Consider the following 17,407-nt stretch of genomic DNA (forward strand, 5'->3'; position numbering starts at 1 on the left):
GGCCGTTATTTTTGCGAAAAAAAATGCGGGACGGAAACCTGCTGATTTTGAAAGAAATAGGGCGGCTTTGAAGGGGAATCGTCAAACTTTTTTCAACTTTTTTCCGGAAGGGGCTTGACAAAAGGGTGTTTTACCCCCTACCTTTGCAGTCCCGAAAGTAAGGGAAATGGCAAACAAAAATAAGCGAAAGTAGCTCAGCTGGTAGAGCGCGACCTTGCCAAGGTCGAGGTCGCGGGTTCGAACCCCGTCTTTCGCTCAGCAAACGAAGCCCCGCAAGTCGGGGCTTTTTTTGTGGCATGCCCGGGTGGTGGAATGGTAGACACGAAGGACTTAAAATCCTTTGGGCAGTAATGTCCGTACGGGTTCGAGTCCCGTCCCGGGTACGGAGTAAGAGCCAGTTGTGATGAGAATCATGACTGGCTTTTTTTGTTGGGGGTGGGGGGATTTGACAACAATTGGACAACATTTTCAGGCGTAGATTTCTCCAGAAGAATAATTCTCGGCCACACTGGGGTGATTTGCCCTTCTTGTGGAGATATTCTTTTTGCGACAATGAAAATACCCGAGCGGCCGAAACTTCCTGGAAGGGCGAGCAGCAAGATGATCTCACCTTTGTCCGAAGATAATTCGCACCTATTTTTATGCCCTTGTGTTTGCCGCTCATGTGAGCGGATACCCGGAGGAGCGCCTCACCGGTGTGTTGTCGGGTTTTCTCTTTTTGCACACATTCGCTTTTGTTGAAGTAGGGCCTGTCTTTGCGAGGAGCTTCAGTAGATGACATTTGATTATTTGCCGGTATGGAAGACCTGATTTATCTCGACTACAATGCTACTACTCCGCTCGCACCGGAAGTATTGGAGGCTATGATGCCTTATCTGACGAATTGGTATGGGAATGCCTCTAGTAGCCACCTGTTCGGTCAGCGGATTGCAGATGCTGTCAAGAAGGCCAGAGGGCAAGTTGCAGATCTAATTGACTGCGATCCAAACGAGATCGTATTTACATCCGGGGCAACGGAGTCCATTAATTTGGCTATCAAAGGAGTGCTTCAGGACCGGCTAGACGATAAAAGGCACATTGTGACCGTTCAAACGGAGCATCCAGCGGTATTGGATGTATGCCGGTTTTTGGAGACAAGGGGGTATGAGGTAACCTATCTCCCTGTTCAGCCGGATGGACTGCTCGAAGTAGAAGATTTTCGCAGGGCGCTTCGATCTGATACAGCTCTGGCTACAGTGATGTTGGTGAACAACGAAACAGGAGTAATTCAGCCTATTCAAAAGCTGGCTGAACTGGCACATGAAGTCGGGGCTCTTTTTATGACGGATGCTACACAGGCTGTAGGGAAGATGCCTGTGTCTGTGGACGATCTGGATGTTGATTTAATGGCTTTTTCGGCACATAAATTTTATGGGCCGAAGGGGGTAGGTGGGCTTTTTATAAGAAGTCAATCTTCACGAAAAATATGGCTGAGGCCAATTATTCATGGTGGTGGCCAAGAACATGAACTTCGTAGTGGCACACTGAATGTTGCAGGTATAGTGGGAATGGGAAAAGCTTGTCAATTGAGTGGAGATCAGATGGAGGTAGATGCATTGTCAATATCTAAGCTCCGCGATACTTTGGAGACTGCGCTACTTAAAATCGACCAAGCATTTATTAATGGAAGTAAGGAACATCGATTATATAATGTTACCAATATTACATTCCCCAATTTAGATGCAGTTATGTTAGTTGGATTATCTAAGAATATTGCTATTTCTAATGGGTCAGCTTGTACGTCTTTTGTGCTAAAAGCTTCACATGTATTGAAAGCCATGGGGTTAAAAGATGATGAGGCGTTTGGTGCGCTACGGTTTTCTTTCGGCAGAAATGTACATAGCAGTAGCGTCGATTATGTTATATGTGAAATGCGAGAAATTATTGAAAGGAAAAAATTTGTAAAATAACAACAAGGTAATAAATGGATCAAATATCGTAAAACAAAGTATATGAAAATTAATTAAATTCTGAAAACTCTTCTGCCCAAGAATTGACTACACTTAAGTCAATTGAATTTATATTCTTTCTAAGAACATAATTTGTAAAAGAATTGAAATATTTATTAATTTCTCTAGGAGTTAAACTATTCTTTGGAATTAACTTGACGATAGAAGATATTATGGATGGATCTATAGTGTGATTCTGTGGGTTAATATAATAGTTATTAAGTAGCTCAAGAACATAGGAATTGGCAGCCGGTTCCGTGATTTCGGCGTATTTAATCTTTTTAGTAATCCGAGACCAAAGAGCCGTTCCTAAGAGCATCTCGATTGTTTGTTCCTCGCCCTCGGCGAGGGTGAAGTTAAAGAACATTAACAAATTGTCAGAGAAGCTGTCCGAAAGATCTCGAAGAACTTGGGAAAATGCTTTATAAATTTTGGCTGGATAATATATTATATCTTCCATTTCGTCTAGCCATAAAACGAGCTTCCCTGAGTAAATAGGAGAATGGCCGGCATAACATGCAAACAATCCTGATAGGAATTTGATAATATCAGAATCGCTTGATATGTCTTTTGCTAATCCAAGTGATTTTAGCTCTGATTTTGTTACACCTGTATATATATATCTATTCATTAGCTGCTTTGTTGACGAATCACCACTTCCCATGAGTGATATGGCTTTCGCGAATTCAGAACTAGCAACAGGAGTAAGCAGTTGAATAAATTGGTCTAGTCCATGTTGTAAGATCAGTTGAGAAATATGAGTACAAATAGTATCAAAAGATAGCCAGTCGATTATGTTTTTTTGAAATTCTTTAATCGTTTTATTGCCATCCTTGGGGCTTCGAAGATAGATCTGGGTAATTTTTGTATTGGTCGAGTATTTTTCCATAAAATAGTAAGCGCTAAATGTTTTTCCCCCGCCATATGGACCCCAATTCAGGACGAGTTGGGTTGATTCATACTCAAGACATTCATCATAGCATTGCTGAATTTTCCTTTTAAGATCAGGAAGGCCAGCCCATACTAAAGAAGAAGTACGGGAAGGAGTGGTATCTTTGAAGGGATTTTTTGAAAGATTTATATCAGAGAGAATCATATTAAATTAATTAAAAAGTTGATAAATTTTATCGATAAGAGAATTGTACTTTACTGTACGGTTGACAATATTGCCGGTTGTCTTGACCGATCTTTTTTCTTGAGGAGGAGCACTTACAGAAAGTATGTCTTTTATCATATCACGTGCAATGTCCTTCGATGGAATTATATTATTTGCATACAAAAATAATACTACGTCACATGAAGTCCAAAAGTGTATACAAGGAAAAGCCAATTTCCAATCAGATAATGTACCATTTAATGCTTTTTCATCATCACTGATATAAATAGTTATTCCCCTTTTTAAGTGATGACTCAGATCTACCGCAACAATATAATTATCTACTTCCCCTTTGCTACCTCCTGGAGCTCTGCTGGGAAGTCTCTTGCTGAGTAATCGTTGCTCGTATGAATCAATATTTTGCCTACTCGGGTGTCTTACTAGTTTTTTGTTTTGTATTATTTTCTCAATACCTTTATTCTGGTGGTCCATGATTTCGATATGAACTTCATTGCTAAACGTCAGCGCTGCGTTATCAAACAAATGTCGCAGAAGAGATTTCTGGTGAAAGAACGTTTTGCTTAAATAGATACAACTACATGTATCGATAAGACAGTTGGGTTTCATTGTAAAAGTGTAACGGTTATATAACTTTCATTTGCCCTGCCTTTACTCTTTATCGAATAGTGTCTTCCGCCGTAAGAAATTCCGTCGTCCAAAAGTAGATGAATATCATCAAAATTAGCAACAATACTATTTGAACTAAGTAAGTCTATACAGACAAATAGAACAGATTCAAAAGCAGGGATTTTAAATAGACTTGATGACTTAACAGCAGATAGAGACTTTCCAAGAGAAATTCCAACTAGTCGAATTTTTTCATTGAATGGTAGCTCATTAAGAGATTGAAATGCTTTTAAAAACAATTTCGAAAATAAGGTAAAAGTAGAGCTGGATACCCATGACTTGTCGATATCAGTTATGTTGGTAGCTTCTAGACAAGGCAGTAATTCGATCATCTTTTCTCCCTCCGGTGTGAGAAAGTATGCCGTGGACCCTTTTCGTTTTTCAATTGAAACCAAATTTAGCTGATTTAGCCACTCGCAACGAGGAATGAGTAGATGTTCCGCATATTTTTGAGGCTTTGTCCAGATATAGTTTATCGTTCTAAATTTTTCATTTATTTGATTTTTTATAAAGCCAGATGATAACTCTCTTTTAGCTGTCAGTCTAATGTTTAAGGAGTCTTGAAATGTTTGCTGTAAAGATATTTGATTAAGTACTCCCCTTTGGAGAATATCAAGGACTAAAAAGATACCATCAGAGTCATAAGCTAAAAGAATAAAAAAATAGAAACACTTTTCGCTATTCAATAAGTTATCCTTTTCCGTTTTTGTACTTATAAAGGAAAGAAGAAGAAATGAAAGACGTGTATTAGACACAGTTCCATTGAAACCAGAAATAAGGTCAAGCGACTTGCATAAATCTATGTAATGATTGAAAGAACTCGTCGGTTTGGAGTTTTCTGTTATTTTTCCTTTGCTATTCCGGTATGATTCATCCAGCTGTTCTTTTTCAGAACTCCAATTCGTCAGTGAAACAAGAATATTTCGTTCTAATTTAATGCCAGATCCAATCTCAGAAATAATCTCAGAACATATTCTCAATTGCCTGGCTGTGGTATGTAGACTGCTTAGAAATCTAAACCTATCTACTTTGATATACTTCGTTAAACCCTCCATGCAGAAATTTAAGTATCAATCTTATGGATGATGATTTCTATATAAAACATGAAGCACATCCTTCTTCTTCAGTATCATGAAGCACATCTAAGAGGAGTGCAGACTTTTTATTGTAGTTTTTTCGACGTAGACGTTTTAAATATTCTTCCTTGATAGATTGTATTCTTTCTGGGGCAATCATTTCGGCCAATGTTTCGTCTCCGTTCCAGCTGCGAGTTGATTTTTCCTCATATTTCATTGCTTTCTTGAATAGATCTGGATGTTGTTCATAAAGCCATACCCATTCTATCTTCTGCTGATAGAAACAAAAATAACAGCCAGATCTGCTTCGCGCATATTGGCCAACAGATTGACCATTAATTTCGAAGTCAACAGGCTCGTAATATCTGGGGATACCAATGCCACTATCTTCCAGCAATTGAAATATATCGGATCGAACTAAGTTGTCATCATTGGTTGCTAATGGAAAGTGATTGTCGTACGCAAGTGGATAATTTGTTTGTTTTAGATAGTTAAGAACTAGCTGATTAAATAATTTTGTGTCCACACCTAGAAGCTGTGCCAACTTTTGGTCTTGCGAGAAATTATTGTTTTTCTTGCGTAACAAAACATTTGTAAATGGCTTTAAATTCAAGTTATTGTTCTGACTGTTTATCTCTTGAAGTATTTGAGTAAGATTTTCTAAGTTGTTTTCTGCCAATACCTTTTGAATAACATCTTCGCTCCAGATATTTAATCTGAAAGGGAAAATTGATTGAATATTCGTTTTTTGAGAAATATACCCTTCCCGATTCTCGTCGCCACGAATTCCTACATATGAAACTACTAAATCGTCACCAATAAAATTCTCAAAAGGTTCTAATTTTAGAGACTTCGTACACCACCGAGCGCTAGCAAATGGTATAAAGTTGCCATATATTTCAAGAAAATGATCGAATGGATCTTCTGTACTCTCCTCTGCAGCCCTCAAGCGTTTTATTTTTTTACCCAGATATATTTCGAGGTTCTCGATAAGTTGGTATGTCTCATCGAGCTCTTTGCCTGTGTCACACGTATAATACTCAATATCCAGCTCCGGATATTTTTGATGCATGTAAATGGCTAAGGCTGCACTGTCCTTTCCACCAGATATGCCTAACACATGTCTTACCTTGGTCATTTTTTCAACAGATCTTTAAGTATATTGGCTATTGCCGCAATGTTTACATCTGAGTCGGTTTTCAGAATACTCCGAATGGATGTTTCGATGGTTTGAATCTGGGCTTGCTTGGAAGCCGGCATTCGCACTACATTCTTGGTAATACCATCGACAAAGGATGTAATTTCCACCGAAAAAACGGACTCTTCGTCGGAGTTCACTTCTTCAACAGAGAGCTGCGTGAGGTTGTCGAGATCCCTGATGATTCCCTTGAACTTATCATAAAGTCGCAGTTCGTCTTCATCCTGAAGAAGATCCAGCGGTTTTCCTAAGACTGCCTGAGCAATTGAGTTCAACCAAGCCTTCCTATCGTCCAAGGGTGAGTTGAGCCGTTGCAGGAAAGTCTTTTGTGTACTTAACAACAGGTGTTTCCTGATACGCTGAAAGCGACTCTGCAATTTGGCACGATACTCGCTGAATGATAATCGCTCCCCAATATATTCATCCGTAATGAATTTTTCGAACCTGTCAATCAATTCATCGTAACTTCCGCGAAGTTCCCGGACAGAATCCTGTAAGCGCTCGATATAGATTTCGACAGACGTGGCACCCCGATGAAGATCATCGAGTGTGTAGCCTAAGGCGACCGGGAAATCCTCGAAGAATGTTTTTTCGGGTTCTTTTGACTGTGCTATCGCTTCCCGAATGGCCAGCGCCTCCTTGCTGAGCCGCTTTGTTTGCTTTGCATATGGTGGCAGATCGCGGTAGAAGGTCAAAAATGGCCGAACGACCTCTATAAATGCTTGGTTCCCAAAACGAAGTTCTGAGGATTGGTTGAGGAAGCGCCGATAGCTATTGAATAGATCAATGCGTACCCCATCCAAGCTAAATGCCTTGACTGCAAATCGCTGAGGGTTTTTATTGATCAATTCAAGTACCTCCGAGGACATTTTGGGTACATATACGCCTTCCTGAAACAGAGCGAAGTCGTCTCTTTTGATGTAGAGGAAGGCCGGTAACCAGAACTCAATCAGTCCTTGTTTGAGCTTATAGGGTCTTTTTGACAGTTTTTCTACAAGGTCCGCAACGGATTTTCGAGACAGCTTAGACTCTTCCAGAAAGGCGGAACATTCTGTCCAAAGAAAATGAAAAGATGAGTTCGGGGCGGGGCTGAGTGGTTCGAGAAGCTTATTTCCAGACGGCCGATCCTCTCCAAGTACTAATCCATTTTCTTTCAGTAGTGTCAGATAGATCGTCTTTTCCGGAGGGAAACGATCTTTTTCAAACCCTAGATCTGGTTCATGCCAATTGTTAACCAAGCGTTGCAGAAAGAGACGCTTAGGCGCATTCATGGACGAGGAGATCTTGTGGCGGTTGATTAGTTCGTTTCGAAACCTGGGAGTGCGATCATAGACTTCGTAGCATACCTGCGAAAGCAACTTGTTGAGATCGCGACGGCTTTGAATACCGCGTTTTTCTTGTCCTCTGAAAACCCACACAGTGGAGGTGTCTACGGTCTCGTCTTGAAGAAGTCCATCGAGAATGTAGTGATTGAGCAGATTCTTGTGATGCTGCAATAGCTTTTGTAGTTCTCGAACAGCAACGAGGTCGTCCGGGTTGCGGTCTATTACCTTTTGGGTGCGTTCGATCTCTTCCAATTGCTCCCGTATGGGATTGGTGTTCTGATAATGCACATAGATAATCGCCTCTTTCTGCCTTTCGGAATGTATTTTGACCTCGTTTAGTGAAAGGGCAGGGTTGAAGATGAGGTTAATATATCCGTCCACTTCACCCGAAGGGGTCTTGTCTATAGGCCATTCGGAAATATGATATTCGAAGAGGCGCGGAGTTCCGTTTTCATACGCATACATCTTCGCCAATATGGGTGGAAGCTGATAATACCGTTGAAGAAGAGTTGTGACATCGCCGATGGTGTCTACATCCGCTTGTTGTATTGCGGTCTGGATATCCAGGTCTGTACCCTCATTCGGAACATACCGTGTTTTGTAGGCACGATACTGAATGATCTTCCGCTGCGTGAGGTTTTCCAGGAGCTCAGCCGTGTTTTCAAGGCCAAGACAAGTCCTTCCATATTCCTCAAGGAACAAGCGATCAAGCACAGCGCTTTGAGGTAAAGTCAGGCTGAGGAGACCAATGGCCTTAACCAGTTTTTCGTAAGGTTGAGTATGGTCCGGAAAACAGCGCTCCACATTTTCCAGTGCCAATCGAATCCCCAACCATGCCAGATAGTCGGTATTGCTTCGAGAATTTAAGAACGCGTAATAGTTGAATATTAAGTAATCAAACACGTTCGCCGCGTTATAAAACGGATTGTGTTTGTTCTGCTCAAAATGACCAAGTCCTGTATCGTCAGTCGCTTGAAGAAAAGAAAATACCGAACGCTCATTCTGACCATATCTCTGCAAAGCGATCGTCAACACAGACGCTGAGAGTACATCCAAGGGATATAGCTTCTCGGCAACGTCTTGAGCCATACGATGATCCAATCGTAAGCTATTGGATCTTTGCGCAATCGATAATGATTCTGTAATATCTACCTTCTTTTGAGCCGGTCTATTGAGGTGTTGCGCCATCAAAAGAAGTAGTTGCTCGACCGGTTCGTTGAATGTGATTTCTCTGAATCGCCCTTTCACTTTTGACCATTCATTGCGTTGCGTGGACGTCAACGAATAAGCATATGCATCAAAATTTTGATGCACGGTTGTGAGGAGGCAGAAATTGTAATCTTGATTATTGATAAACTCTGTCAGCTGCTGTACAAAATACAGTTCCTGTTCAGGGTGGTTGTCAGCGGCATATTCAAGGAATTTTCCAAACTCATCTATGATTAAGACGACGAGAGGTTGTTCTCCATTCGAAAGCGCTTTATTTAACGTATAGTATTGGTTAAAGATTTCTGCAAGAATGGCCTGGGGTAAATTGACGGTTGTCGCCGTATCGATATTCAGCTGCTCGGCGAAAACGCTTACGATAGACCGGTATTCGCCGACAAATTTGATGAATTTAACTGTTGCGTTCGATACCAAGCTAACTTCAAAAAAGCGCTGCTTCTTTCTCAATGTTTGTTCAAAGGCCCATAGAAGTGACGATTTTCCGGTGCCATAAGATCCGATCACGTTGAAAGCCCGAGTGCCTTGCTTAAAGTCGTTGGCTATTTGGTGGACAACTCGTTCCGCATTCGGAGTGGGATAATACGTAAGCTCCCGCTCGGCATCACGGATGATGTTGACAGAAGGGCTGTAATGAGTGAGCAAGGACTTGGTATTAGCTTTCATAATAGCGAGTTAAAATGGACAGGGCCGAAGGGCGCTCCTTAAAAGATAGCTCCCGAATTCCTGCCTGGTCACTAAACACAACGTTTCGATCGGTAGAAGCGACGGCTTCCAGCTTGCGATAAAGTCCTGTTGCATTTAAAGCGAATACGCTACCCACCTGATTCATGGATGTGAGCAGTGTATTGAAGCTTACCGAACGGTCGAAACTAATATCTGCTTCGTCTGCATTTGCCAGTATGGCGTATAGCAGGATGTCGTTAGGTAGGTCGTTACGCTCTGTGTTTTGTATCGAAAAATACTCTTCGGTCTCGATTTTCTCTTGCCCGGAGATTCTACGAGACTCTGTCTCAATGAGGTTCAAATCAGTCAAAATGCCTATTGATCCTTCTTCGCGGTCCTTTGACTGAGAAACAGTGCGGAGATACATCTTAGTGAATACTCCGAAATCATTCAAAACGGTACCTTCATTTACCGAAGTCTGCAAAACTTCCGCTTTCCGTTTTACAAAGGAGAGAAAATTGTGCTTTGTAAATTCGATCCGATCTCGGCGAAGTTCGTTGAAAACCAGATTGTATATTGAGGAATAGCCATTTGTTACCAGTCGATGATGTAGTAACCATAAAGTACCTTGGTCCTCAATGTAGGGGTCCCAACCACCATCGCTCAGAAGCCTGTGTGCGAGCTGATTGGGTGACTCATCTTCATTTAGCAAGCCAAATGCCTTCATCCAAAAGCGGATGGAATTGACCATGTTTTTTCCAACCCCCAGCCGAACGACAGCGTCTTCGTCCGTAAACGACCGCCTTGGAGTGTCCATAACGTAGTCGTATCCTTTCTTTAGCCAAAGATGCCGGCATTGAAACGTTTCGTGTCCAGAGAAGGATAGACGGGGGGTGATACTCCGTTTAATATCAGGCATTTGCATTCTTTTGTCTTAAATAAATATAATTATGTACATATTATATTGTACAAATCATACTTGAAAGTTGCCTCCCATTATTCAAATCTACGTTATTTATAATGGTTCCGGGAATTCAATCTGAAGGTTTTCAAGAGGGTCTGAGGCGATCAAATTGAGTTGTGGAGCTTAAAGAGAAAAAAAGCAACAATGCTTGTATGTGAGTAGACCATCGTTTACCCCGGTACAGAAGAGTCCCTACCAACCTACTCTCAAACAGGCCATTGCCCATTAACATGTATCAACCCAACGACAGGGATGGAGTGGTTTGAACCGGAAGGCCAGCAGCTTGCTGTGCCGAGTTACGGCTGTACGAACTGGGTATTCTCTGGTTGATAAAGTCGTCGAGGCAAAGTCCACCGAAATAACAGAACCAGTTGTTGCAGCTCATAGAGCAGTAGAAAAAGACGTAAAGCCGTCTTAACGGTGGCGCGGCTGGATCGGATTGGTCAGGATATAAGAAAGACCTTACGGCTGTTAAAATGCGCCGTAGAGATTGTAGTGACCGATAACCCGCATTTTAGCCGTGCATTATCCACATTCTGAAGGCAGTAGCCGAGGTGCAAACATAGCCTAGCTATTAGATTTTGAAAAAGGAACTCATCTATTCCCCCCTCCCCAACCAACGTTTCCCCAAAAACCTCCTCACCGGCTCATCATACCCCTTCAAACACACATACGCCAGTATTATCGACCCGATGACCAATGCCGCCGCTCCCGGAAACGATTGCCGGAAAGTAAGGTTCTCGTTTTTAACCCAGGCATAATACCAGTAAATGAAGGGGTAATGAACCATATACAGCGGGAACGAAATATCCCCCAGAAATTTGCTGATACGGAGCGTAACGGGGTTCTTCGTTTTCTCCGAAGCGCCGAGGTACACAATCGCCGGGAACAGGATGACCACACACAGCATATCGTATAACCCGTTCATCCAGAGATGCTCACTGCCCCCAATTCGGGGAACGGCCGACAAAATAACAATGGCCAGCCCGCCTATCCAGAGGCTTCCTTTCACGTTCGCCGGTTTGAATACGCGGGAGAGTAATAGCCCTGCCGGGAAGGAAAACAGCAGGCGTAAAGAGCCGCCGAGCATGTTTTCTCCCGTCACTGAAAATCCAACGCATATATCGCCCAGGGGTCCCCAAATAGCGAATAGGGCCAGTCCGGCGGCGGCCAGTAGCACCAGTACCGAAAGTACTCCCGTTGAGAATTTCCGAATGAAAAGCGCGTAGAGAATGTTGCCGATGTATTCGAAAAACAAGGACCAGCTGGGGCCGTTCAGCGGGTACATTTCACCCACGCCACGGATTTCAAAACCGGGTGTTGCCGGAATCAGAAGGGCGTTAATAAGCGTAGCGACGAGTAGACTTGCCGCTGATATTTTCGAAACATCCCAGGCCGCGCAGCCCTGTAAATAAAACACCGCGGCGCCGATAATCGCCCCCATCACGACCATTGGATGCAGGCGGATAAACCGACGCGTTAAGAACTCTTTCACTGTCATGGTCTTCCACCGGTCGTCATACGCATAGCCCATCACAAAGCCCGACAGCATAAAGAAGAAATCCACAGCCAAATAGCCGTGGTTGATTTTCTGATCGATGTGACTGGTAGCAAAGGCTTCAAAGAGGTGAAAGCATACGACCGTAATGGCCGCTACGCCCCGTAGTCCGTCCAGAATGGCATAGTGCGGTTTGGTGTCCGCAAAAGCGGCGGCGGAGGGGATGTTTTCGGACGCAGGTACAGGATGTATCATGATTTAGAGGCAGAGCATGGCTGGCGATGAAAGAAGAACGAAACCCTTCGCCGATACTCAGTAAAACGCAAGTACGCTCCGTTTCGCCTTCCAAAGCAAGTCATAGCTGCCGGGTACAGGACGGGCGGTTTCGGTTAGCTGCACCGCCCGCCCGTCTGCTTCCGGCCAATATTAGGCCTCTTCTTTGATTTTCGACGTCAGATAACCCGTCAGTGCAGCTTCGAGCTCCGCAGAAAAGGCATAGATATCGTCGATGGACTTGATCTCGGCCTTCGTTTCTTTTTTGGTGGCGTCGAAGGTACCGATGTATTTTTTGGACTGACCGTTGAGGTATAGCCGGCAGAGCGGCTTGCGGTTGTTATCGTCCAGAAAAATGGCAAAATAAGACAGCGCGTCACGGTAGGTAATGCGGCTGACAGGTACATGCTTCCGCAGAATAGCCCGGACGATGTAAAACCCTTCGAGTTCTTCTTCCGTCGTGATGATTTCGGCTTTATCCGGTTGACCCGGAATGGTTGGCGAAGCGGCCGGTTCTTCGGTCGGCGCGCCGTCGATCGTCAGTTTTTCGTCAGTAGTGATGGCGAGTTTCAGCCGGTCGTTGAGCGTATCGTTAATGAAATTGGCGATGGTTCGTTTGAGCAGCGGTTTATAGTAGTCCAGCACTTTGGCGGTAATCATCGACGGGTATACCTGGCGGACAAAATGCTTGGCAAACTCATCCCCGGGATCGTTGAATTCCTTTTGCAGCAACGTCCGTAATTCATTCGAATTTTTGGACTCGAAAGCGGATTGATACACGCTTTCGACGTCGAAACTGGATTTGTGAAACTCCTTCAGTTTCTCAATCTGCCCGTCTTTAATAGCCTCAAGATTAAATTCGAAGAACGGCTTGTCGTCCATTTTGTTGGCGTCGACGAGGTCTGTGTAAAACCGGAAAATCAGGCCGTTGGTCAGGATGGAAAACTTCGCTTTCGAAACATGAAAGTAGCGGAGGAGCTGGCCGTCGTGCACGTCGAGCGACTGCCGCCAGTGCTTGCATTCCACCAGGATTACCGGCGCGCCGTCCTTGAAAATGGCATAGTCGATTTTCTCGCCCTTTTTGATACCCACGTCACAGATAAACTCCGGCACTACTTCGAGCGGATTGAAGACGTCATAGCCCAGCGTCTGAAGGAAGGGCATGATAAAGGCGTTCTTGGTGGCTTCTTCGGTATGAATACTGTCTTTGAGTTGTGACACGCGCTCGCCCAGCGCGCGGACCTGGTCTTTAAAGTCCATGGAGGATACGGTTTGAGTTTGGGCGAAAGGACGGGAATAGGAAGGAAAGAGGGTACCCTGTGAAATGGGGGGTGGGGGCAGCGCAAAATAGGTTTAGGAATGAGATGTGTTGAATGGGAGACAAGAATGGGTGTTTTTCTGGGAAAGAACGGGAAAATGCCCGTTTTATATCCCTCTGACATGTTTTATGTTTGAGCATAGAAAGGGACAGGTTTTACCCAAAACACTACTAATAGCTAATGAACAAAACATTGAACTGATATGAAGCGAATCGCTATTTTTCTGACTCTTTGGGGGATGTGTTTATCGGCCACTTCACAAATAACAGAAGTGAGAATTGACTTGGCAAATACAAAAAAAATACCCAATACTATTCCACCGGGTAGCGTTAAGATTACAATTGAGAATGAATTAACACGAAAGTATAAATACGAAATTACCAGAAATATGATTGACGTGATACCAAAACCTATAAAAATGGAGACAGAAGAAACTAAGGAATTAGTTTCTTCTTTTAAACGAGATAATATGAATAGTCAATGTGAATCTATACTTTCTGAAATAACCTTGTTGCATGAAGCAAAAAGTGAAGAAGAACTTGCTGAGCGAAATATTGAAATAAAAAAATTAATTAAAGACAGTCATTGTGAGAAACTACTGGCTGTACTTGAAAGTAAAATGAAAGAATTTCAGTCAAGTTTTTACATTGAAAATCTAAAGAAAAACCAAAAAGTAATTCTTAAAATAAGGAGATCAGATACAACTGACAGCATGAAAGATCTCAAAATATGGGAGTTTGAACTGCGAACAGAATCTGATATGGATAACTGGATAATTCACTATGGATTTACCTATATCCCAAGTATTCTGATGCGTAATAGTCAGTATTTTTCCGAAGCGGATGCTAATGGAGGCTATGTTGTTCGCAAAATGAGCAATAAACCGGAAAATGAATGGAGAAATGGGAGCCCTACCGTTAGTTTTACGCATCCGTTTAACAAAGTATATAGAAAAGATATGTTTGGAATGTCCATCGTGACGGGCACCAATTTCTCTACCTATAATGCCGGCTTGGGATTGTCTTATATAAGGGGATACAATGGGTTGTTTACAGCAGGAGTAATGTACACGCAGAAAGATGCACTGAATGGCCAATATAAGGATGGTAGTGTGCTGAAAGAAAACCTGAATTTTGATCAGCTACATTATAAAAAGGGTGGAATCGAATTCTTTTTCTCACTCTCGTTAAGACTTGATAAAAATCCTTTTGCAGAAATACCGGAAAAGAAGTAACGGGACCCAAGTGCACTTGATATACGTAGTATCGGATTTGTATAATTCTTTGATCTTGATTTCCTAACAATTACATATACCTGTTGAGACAGTAATTGGTATATCTTATACGTTACGGATGTCAAACGCCGGATCGTAATCCGCCAAACAAAAATCCCCTCTCCACACCGGAAAGGGGATTTTTCATTCTAACAAGCAACTACTTTACTTTTTCTGCTCCGACAAAAACGTAATCAGCGAAGCAAACTCTTCATACGACAGCGCGTTGGCCAGGCCCGTCGGCATCATCGACGTTTCCATTTCCTTCCGGGAAATGACGTCGGATGCCTTGATGGTATATACCTGACCGGTAATGTCGCGGAGGACGAGCTTCGTCGACGATTCTTCCGTCACAAAGCCCGTATAGGTTTTCTTGCCTTTGGCCGTAATCATCACCGTCGCGAAGCCTTGTGAAATCGAGGCGTTCGGCTTGAGGATGGATTCCGCAATCTGCTCGCGTGTCATGATCGAGCCGATCTGACCCATAAACGGACCTTTCATCGGCTCGTTCTTGCTCAGGCTGTGGCAGGCGATGCAACCCTGCTGGGTGAAGAGGGTCTTACCCAGTGCCGGATTTCCTTTGATTTTCGCCATCGCCAGCATCACGTCTTCGATCGACGCTTCGCCTACCTGGCCTTTTTTATTCCGGATCGACTCCAGGTCTACCTTCGGCTCTTCCTTCGCGGCTACCACCGGCTTCTCTTCGCCCAGCTCGGCAATGTCGAGGCGCATGCGGCTGTTCAGGTCGGTGAAGAAGGCCTTGTCGCCGGTTTTCTTTGCTTCATCCACGAGGAAGGTTTTGATCTTCGGCGTAGCTTCCCAGGCAATACCCTTGTAGTACGGGCCGTGCGTATCGGGGCGGGTACTCCACCACCACGACGCATCGTACGGGGCTTCTTCCTGGTAAATACGGCCCAGCGTCGTCAGGATCTGCTTTTTCAACCCGGCGTCGGACGTACGGCCATAAGCGGCGATCATACCGTCTACGGCTTTCGGGCTGTGCAGGTAACGCAGCGTCCAGAGGGCCAGCGTAGATTCGTCTGTGCCGATAGCTTTCACGCAGGCGTCTACGGCATTGAGTGCTACCAGCGCCCGTACCGCAAGGTGCGGCAATACAATCGCGGAGTTAGGCGTTGCGTGCGGACCTTCCGTACCCATCGCCGGAGCGACAAACGACGAAGGTACCTTGATCTTCAGCAGCGCCTGGGCAGCTTCTGTCTTGCCCAAACGGCCGAGTCCGATAATGGCTGCGGATTGTACCCGCGGATTGGAGCTACTCAGCCCGGCCAGGAAGGGTTCAGCCGGTACCTGTGCGGCGAGTGCCTTCCGATCGCCCAGAATACGCAGCGCATACTCCTGCATGGCCGGCTCTGCTGCCAGCTTCACCAGGTTCGGAATACCTGCCGCGCCTGCTGCCTGTGCGTAGGTGTACATGGCCGCGACGCGGGCTGTTGCCGGTGCTTTGGCATCAGCGGCGAGCTTCCACGTAGCCGACGTAATCTTGTCGGCAGGGTGGAGGAGAAGCTCCTGGGACGCCGCCAGACGAGCCACACCGCTGCCGGATTCCAGTACGGAGACCAGTTTCTTGACGGATGCGTCTTTCAGATCTTTGAACTCTGTGTATTTCCAGTCTTTCGGAATGGCGCGGACGACAAAGCCTTTCGACGGGTTACCGGAGTAGCCGGCGCCGTCCCATGCAGCCAGATACATCCGGCCAGAGGCGTCGATGTCTACGTCGGTGATCTGCGCAAGCTTGATGAATTCTTCTTCTTTCTGGGTATACGACGGGCCGTCGGCCGTGACCCGGTGGAGGTACAACTGGTTACGTCCCCAGTCGGCCATCATCGGCGTATGGTTGAATTTCTCGGGCCAGGAGGCGTCGTCAAGGTAGATGGAGCCGGTGCCGGATCCGCCGCCTACGTCCACCAGCGCCGGGAGAATTTCTTCCGTAAAATGCTTGAACAGCATCGGATAGCCGTATTCTCCGCTCTGGATGTGGTGGCTGAAGCGGATATTCCAGCCGCCGCCGTCGTTGGTATTGTCCCGGGTGAAGGTATTCATGTACGGGTCAATGGCGACATCGTAAATGTTCCGGGTCCCATGTGTATAGATTTCCAGCTCAGTACCGTCGGGGCGTACCCGGACGATCCCGCCGCCCAGCATCGTCAGCTTGCGGCCGTCCGTACCCGTCGCATTGTGGAAACCGAAGTCGCCGGCTGCGATGTAAATCCAGCCGTCAATACCCATCCGGATACCATTGGTGGCGTGGTCGGTACCACGGCTGACGATAAACTTTTCGTTCGAAACATGCTGGACAAGCGGCTTCGAAGGACCATCGGCGACGCCGTCGTGGTTTTTGTCTTCGAACACGACGAGGTCCATCCCCGTCGCTTTTTTCGTTTCGGGGGAAAACGTGGTGTGCAGTACGTAGACCTTGTCGCCGACAACCTGAATACCGCGCGGGTCGTCGACAACCGCAAACGTGGTGTGGCTGTCTACTTTGCCGTCGTTGTTGGAGTCGACAAGGCGGACGATCCGCCCCTTGCCCATTTCCTTGCCGAGCGATCCGATCATGTCGACGCCGACATACACCTCGCCCGTCGGGGCAACAGCCAGACACGCCGGACTGGGTGTCAGGGAAGGACCGCAGAAATTGGCGACCTTGAGCTCCGCCGGCCACGAGGCCGCATTCAGGAGCGAATCGGGGACGGCCTTACGGGAAGGCTTGTCCTGCCGGGGTTGGATTTCCGGGTTGTTTTTCAGCCCGGTGAGCATGACGGCGACGGTAAAGACCGTCAGAAAAACCTTGAGCATGTTCAG

11 protein-coding genes and 2 tRNA genes are annotated in these 17,407 nt (G+C 45.2%); 4 read left to right on the top strand and 9 right to left on the bottom strand.

Translation table 11 applies throughout. From position 1 onward, the window contains the following. The first annotated feature begins 183 nt into the window (after nt 1-183). The 3 genes from BLR09_RS08815 (at nt 184) to BLR09_RS08825 (ending at nt 1,949) form a co-directional block, all read left to right on the top strand. Nucleotides 184-256: transfer RNA gene (locus BLR09_RS08815), tRNA-Gly, on the top strand. A 42-nt stretch (nt 257-298) separates the two neighbouring features. Next, a tRNA-Leu gene (locus BLR09_RS08820) sits at nt 299-383 on the top strand. 414 nt (nt 384-797) lie between these two features. Beyond that, nucleotides 798-1,949 (top strand): cysteine desulfurase family protein, encoded by a 1,152-nt coding sequence (locus tag BLR09_RS08825; RefSeq protein WP_093200577.1) that lies wholly within the window; start codon nt 798-800, stop codon nt 1,947-1,949. A gap of 49 nt (nt 1,950-1,998) precedes the next feature. On the opposite strand, the gene BLR09_RS08830 is transcribed toward BLR09_RS08825, so the two are convergent. From BLR09_RS08830 to BLR09_RS08865, 8 genes are all read right to left on the bottom strand, one after another. After that, nucleotides 1,999-3,084 (bottom strand): hypothetical protein, encoded by a 1,086-nt coding sequence (locus BLR09_RS08830; RefSeq protein WP_093200580.1) that lies wholly within the window; start codon nt 3,082-3,084, stop codon nt 1,999-2,001. Nucleotides 3,085-3,090: 6 nt separating this feature from the next. Beyond that, nucleotides 3,091-3,627, bottom strand: coding sequence for a hypothetical protein (locus BLR09_RS08835; RefSeq protein ID WP_218126636.1), 537 nt, complete (start codon nt 3,625-3,627; stop codon nt 3,091-3,093). Between the two features lie 80 nt (nt 3,628-3,707). Further along, entirely contained in the window at nt 3,708-4,826 is a 1,119-nt protein-coding gene (locus BLR09_RS08840; RefSeq protein WP_093200586.1) for a hypothetical protein, read from the bottom strand. A 37-nt stretch (nt 4,827-4,863) separates the two neighbouring features. Then, a complete protein-coding gene (locus BLR09_RS08845) occupies nt 4,864-5,985 on the bottom strand; it encodes a phosphoadenosine phosphosulfate reductase family protein (protein WP_093200588.1) in 1,122 nt (373 codons plus the stop codon). Then, nucleotides 5,982-9,260, bottom strand: coding sequence for a hypothetical protein (locus BLR09_RS08850; protein WP_093200591.1), 3,279 nt, complete (start codon nt 9,258-9,260; stop codon nt 5,982-5,984). The genes BLR09_RS08845 and BLR09_RS08850 overlap by 4 nt, the downstream gene beginning before the upstream one ends. Continuing rightward, nucleotides 9,250-10,185, bottom strand: coding sequence for a DUF4007 family protein (locus tag BLR09_RS08855; protein ID WP_317039212.1), 936 nt, complete (start codon nt 10,183-10,185; stop codon nt 9,250-9,252). The genes BLR09_RS08850 and BLR09_RS08855 overlap by 11 nt, the downstream gene beginning before the upstream one ends. A 637-nt stretch (nt 10,186-10,822) precedes the next feature. Continuing rightward, nucleotides 10,823-11,977, bottom strand: a complete 1,155-nt coding sequence (locus BLR09_RS08860) for an acyltransferase family protein (RefSeq protein WP_093200594.1) — start codon at nt 11,975-11,977, stop codon at nt 10,823-10,825. Between the two features lie 171 nt (nt 11,978-12,148). Continuing rightward, on the bottom strand, nt 12,149-13,255 hold the full coding sequence (locus BLR09_RS08865) for a type I restriction endonuclease (protein WP_093200596.1): 1,107 nt from the start codon (nt 13,253-13,255) through the stop codon (nt 12,149-12,151). Nucleotides 13,256-13,516: 261 nt separating this feature from the next. Here BLR09_RS08865 and BLR09_RS08870 point away from each other — a divergent pair, with 261 nt between their 5' ends. After that, nucleotides 13,517-14,548, top strand: coding sequence for a hypothetical protein (locus tag BLR09_RS08870; protein ID WP_093200599.1), 1,032 nt, complete (start codon nt 13,517-13,519; stop codon nt 14,546-14,548). Between the two features lie 204 nt (nt 14,549-14,752). On the opposite strand, the gene BLR09_RS08875 is transcribed toward BLR09_RS08870, so the two are convergent. Then, nucleotides 14,753-17,401: a DUF7133 domain-containing protein gene (locus tag BLR09_RS08875; protein ID WP_093200602.1), complete on the bottom strand. Its 2,649-nt coding sequence runs from the start codon at nt 17,399-17,401 to the stop codon at nt 14,753-14,755. Nucleotides 17,402-17,407: the final 6 nt, after the last annotated feature.

The organism is Siphonobacter aquaeclarae (genome assembly GCF_900103285.1).
Lineage (GTDB): Bacteria > Bacteroidota > Bacteroidia > Cytophagales > Spirosomataceae > Siphonobacter > Siphonobacter aquaeclarae.

What these genes read in the sequence shown, in the direction of transcription:
- BLR09_RS08845 (WP_093200588.1), bottom strand. Translation starts at nt 5,985, where the DNA reads ATGACCAAGGTAAGACATGTGTTAGGCATATCTGGTGGAAAGGACAGT.
- BLR09_RS08870 (WP_093200599.1), top strand. Translation starts at nt 13,517, where the DNA reads ATGAAGCGAATCGCTATTTTTCTGACTCTTTGGGGGATGTGTTTATCG.
- BLR09_RS08850 (WP_093200591.1), bottom strand. Translation starts at nt 9,260, where the DNA reads ATGAAAGCTAATACCAAGTCCTTGCTCACTCATTACAGCCCTTCTGTC.
- BLR09_RS08860 (WP_093200594.1), bottom strand. Translation starts at nt 11,977, where the DNA reads ATGATACATCCTGTACCTGCGTCCGAAAACATCCCCTCCGCCGCCGCT.
- BLR09_RS08840 (WP_093200586.1), bottom strand. Translation starts at nt 4,826, where the DNA reads ATGGAGGGTTTAACGAAGTATATCAAAGTAGATAGGTTTAGATTTCTA.
- BLR09_RS08830 (WP_093200580.1), bottom strand. Translation starts at nt 3,084, where the DNA reads ATGATTCTCTCTGATATAAATCTTTCAAAAAATCCCTTCAAAGATACC.
- BLR09_RS08855 (WP_317039212.1), bottom strand. Translation starts at nt 10,185, where the DNA reads ATGCAAATGCCTGATATTAAACGGAGTATCACCCCCCGTCTATCCTTC.
- BLR09_RS08825 (WP_093200577.1), top strand. Translation starts at nt 798, where the DNA reads ATGGAAGACCTGATTTATCTCGACTACAATGCTACTACTCCGCTCGCA.
- BLR09_RS08875 (WP_093200602.1), bottom strand. Translation starts at nt 17,401, where the DNA reads ATGCTCAAGGTTTTTCTGACGGTCTTTACCGTCGCCGTCATGCTCACC.
- BLR09_RS08865 (WP_093200596.1), bottom strand. Translation starts at nt 13,255, where the DNA reads ATGGACTTTAAAGACCAGGTCCGCGCGCTGGGCGAGCGCGTGTCACAA.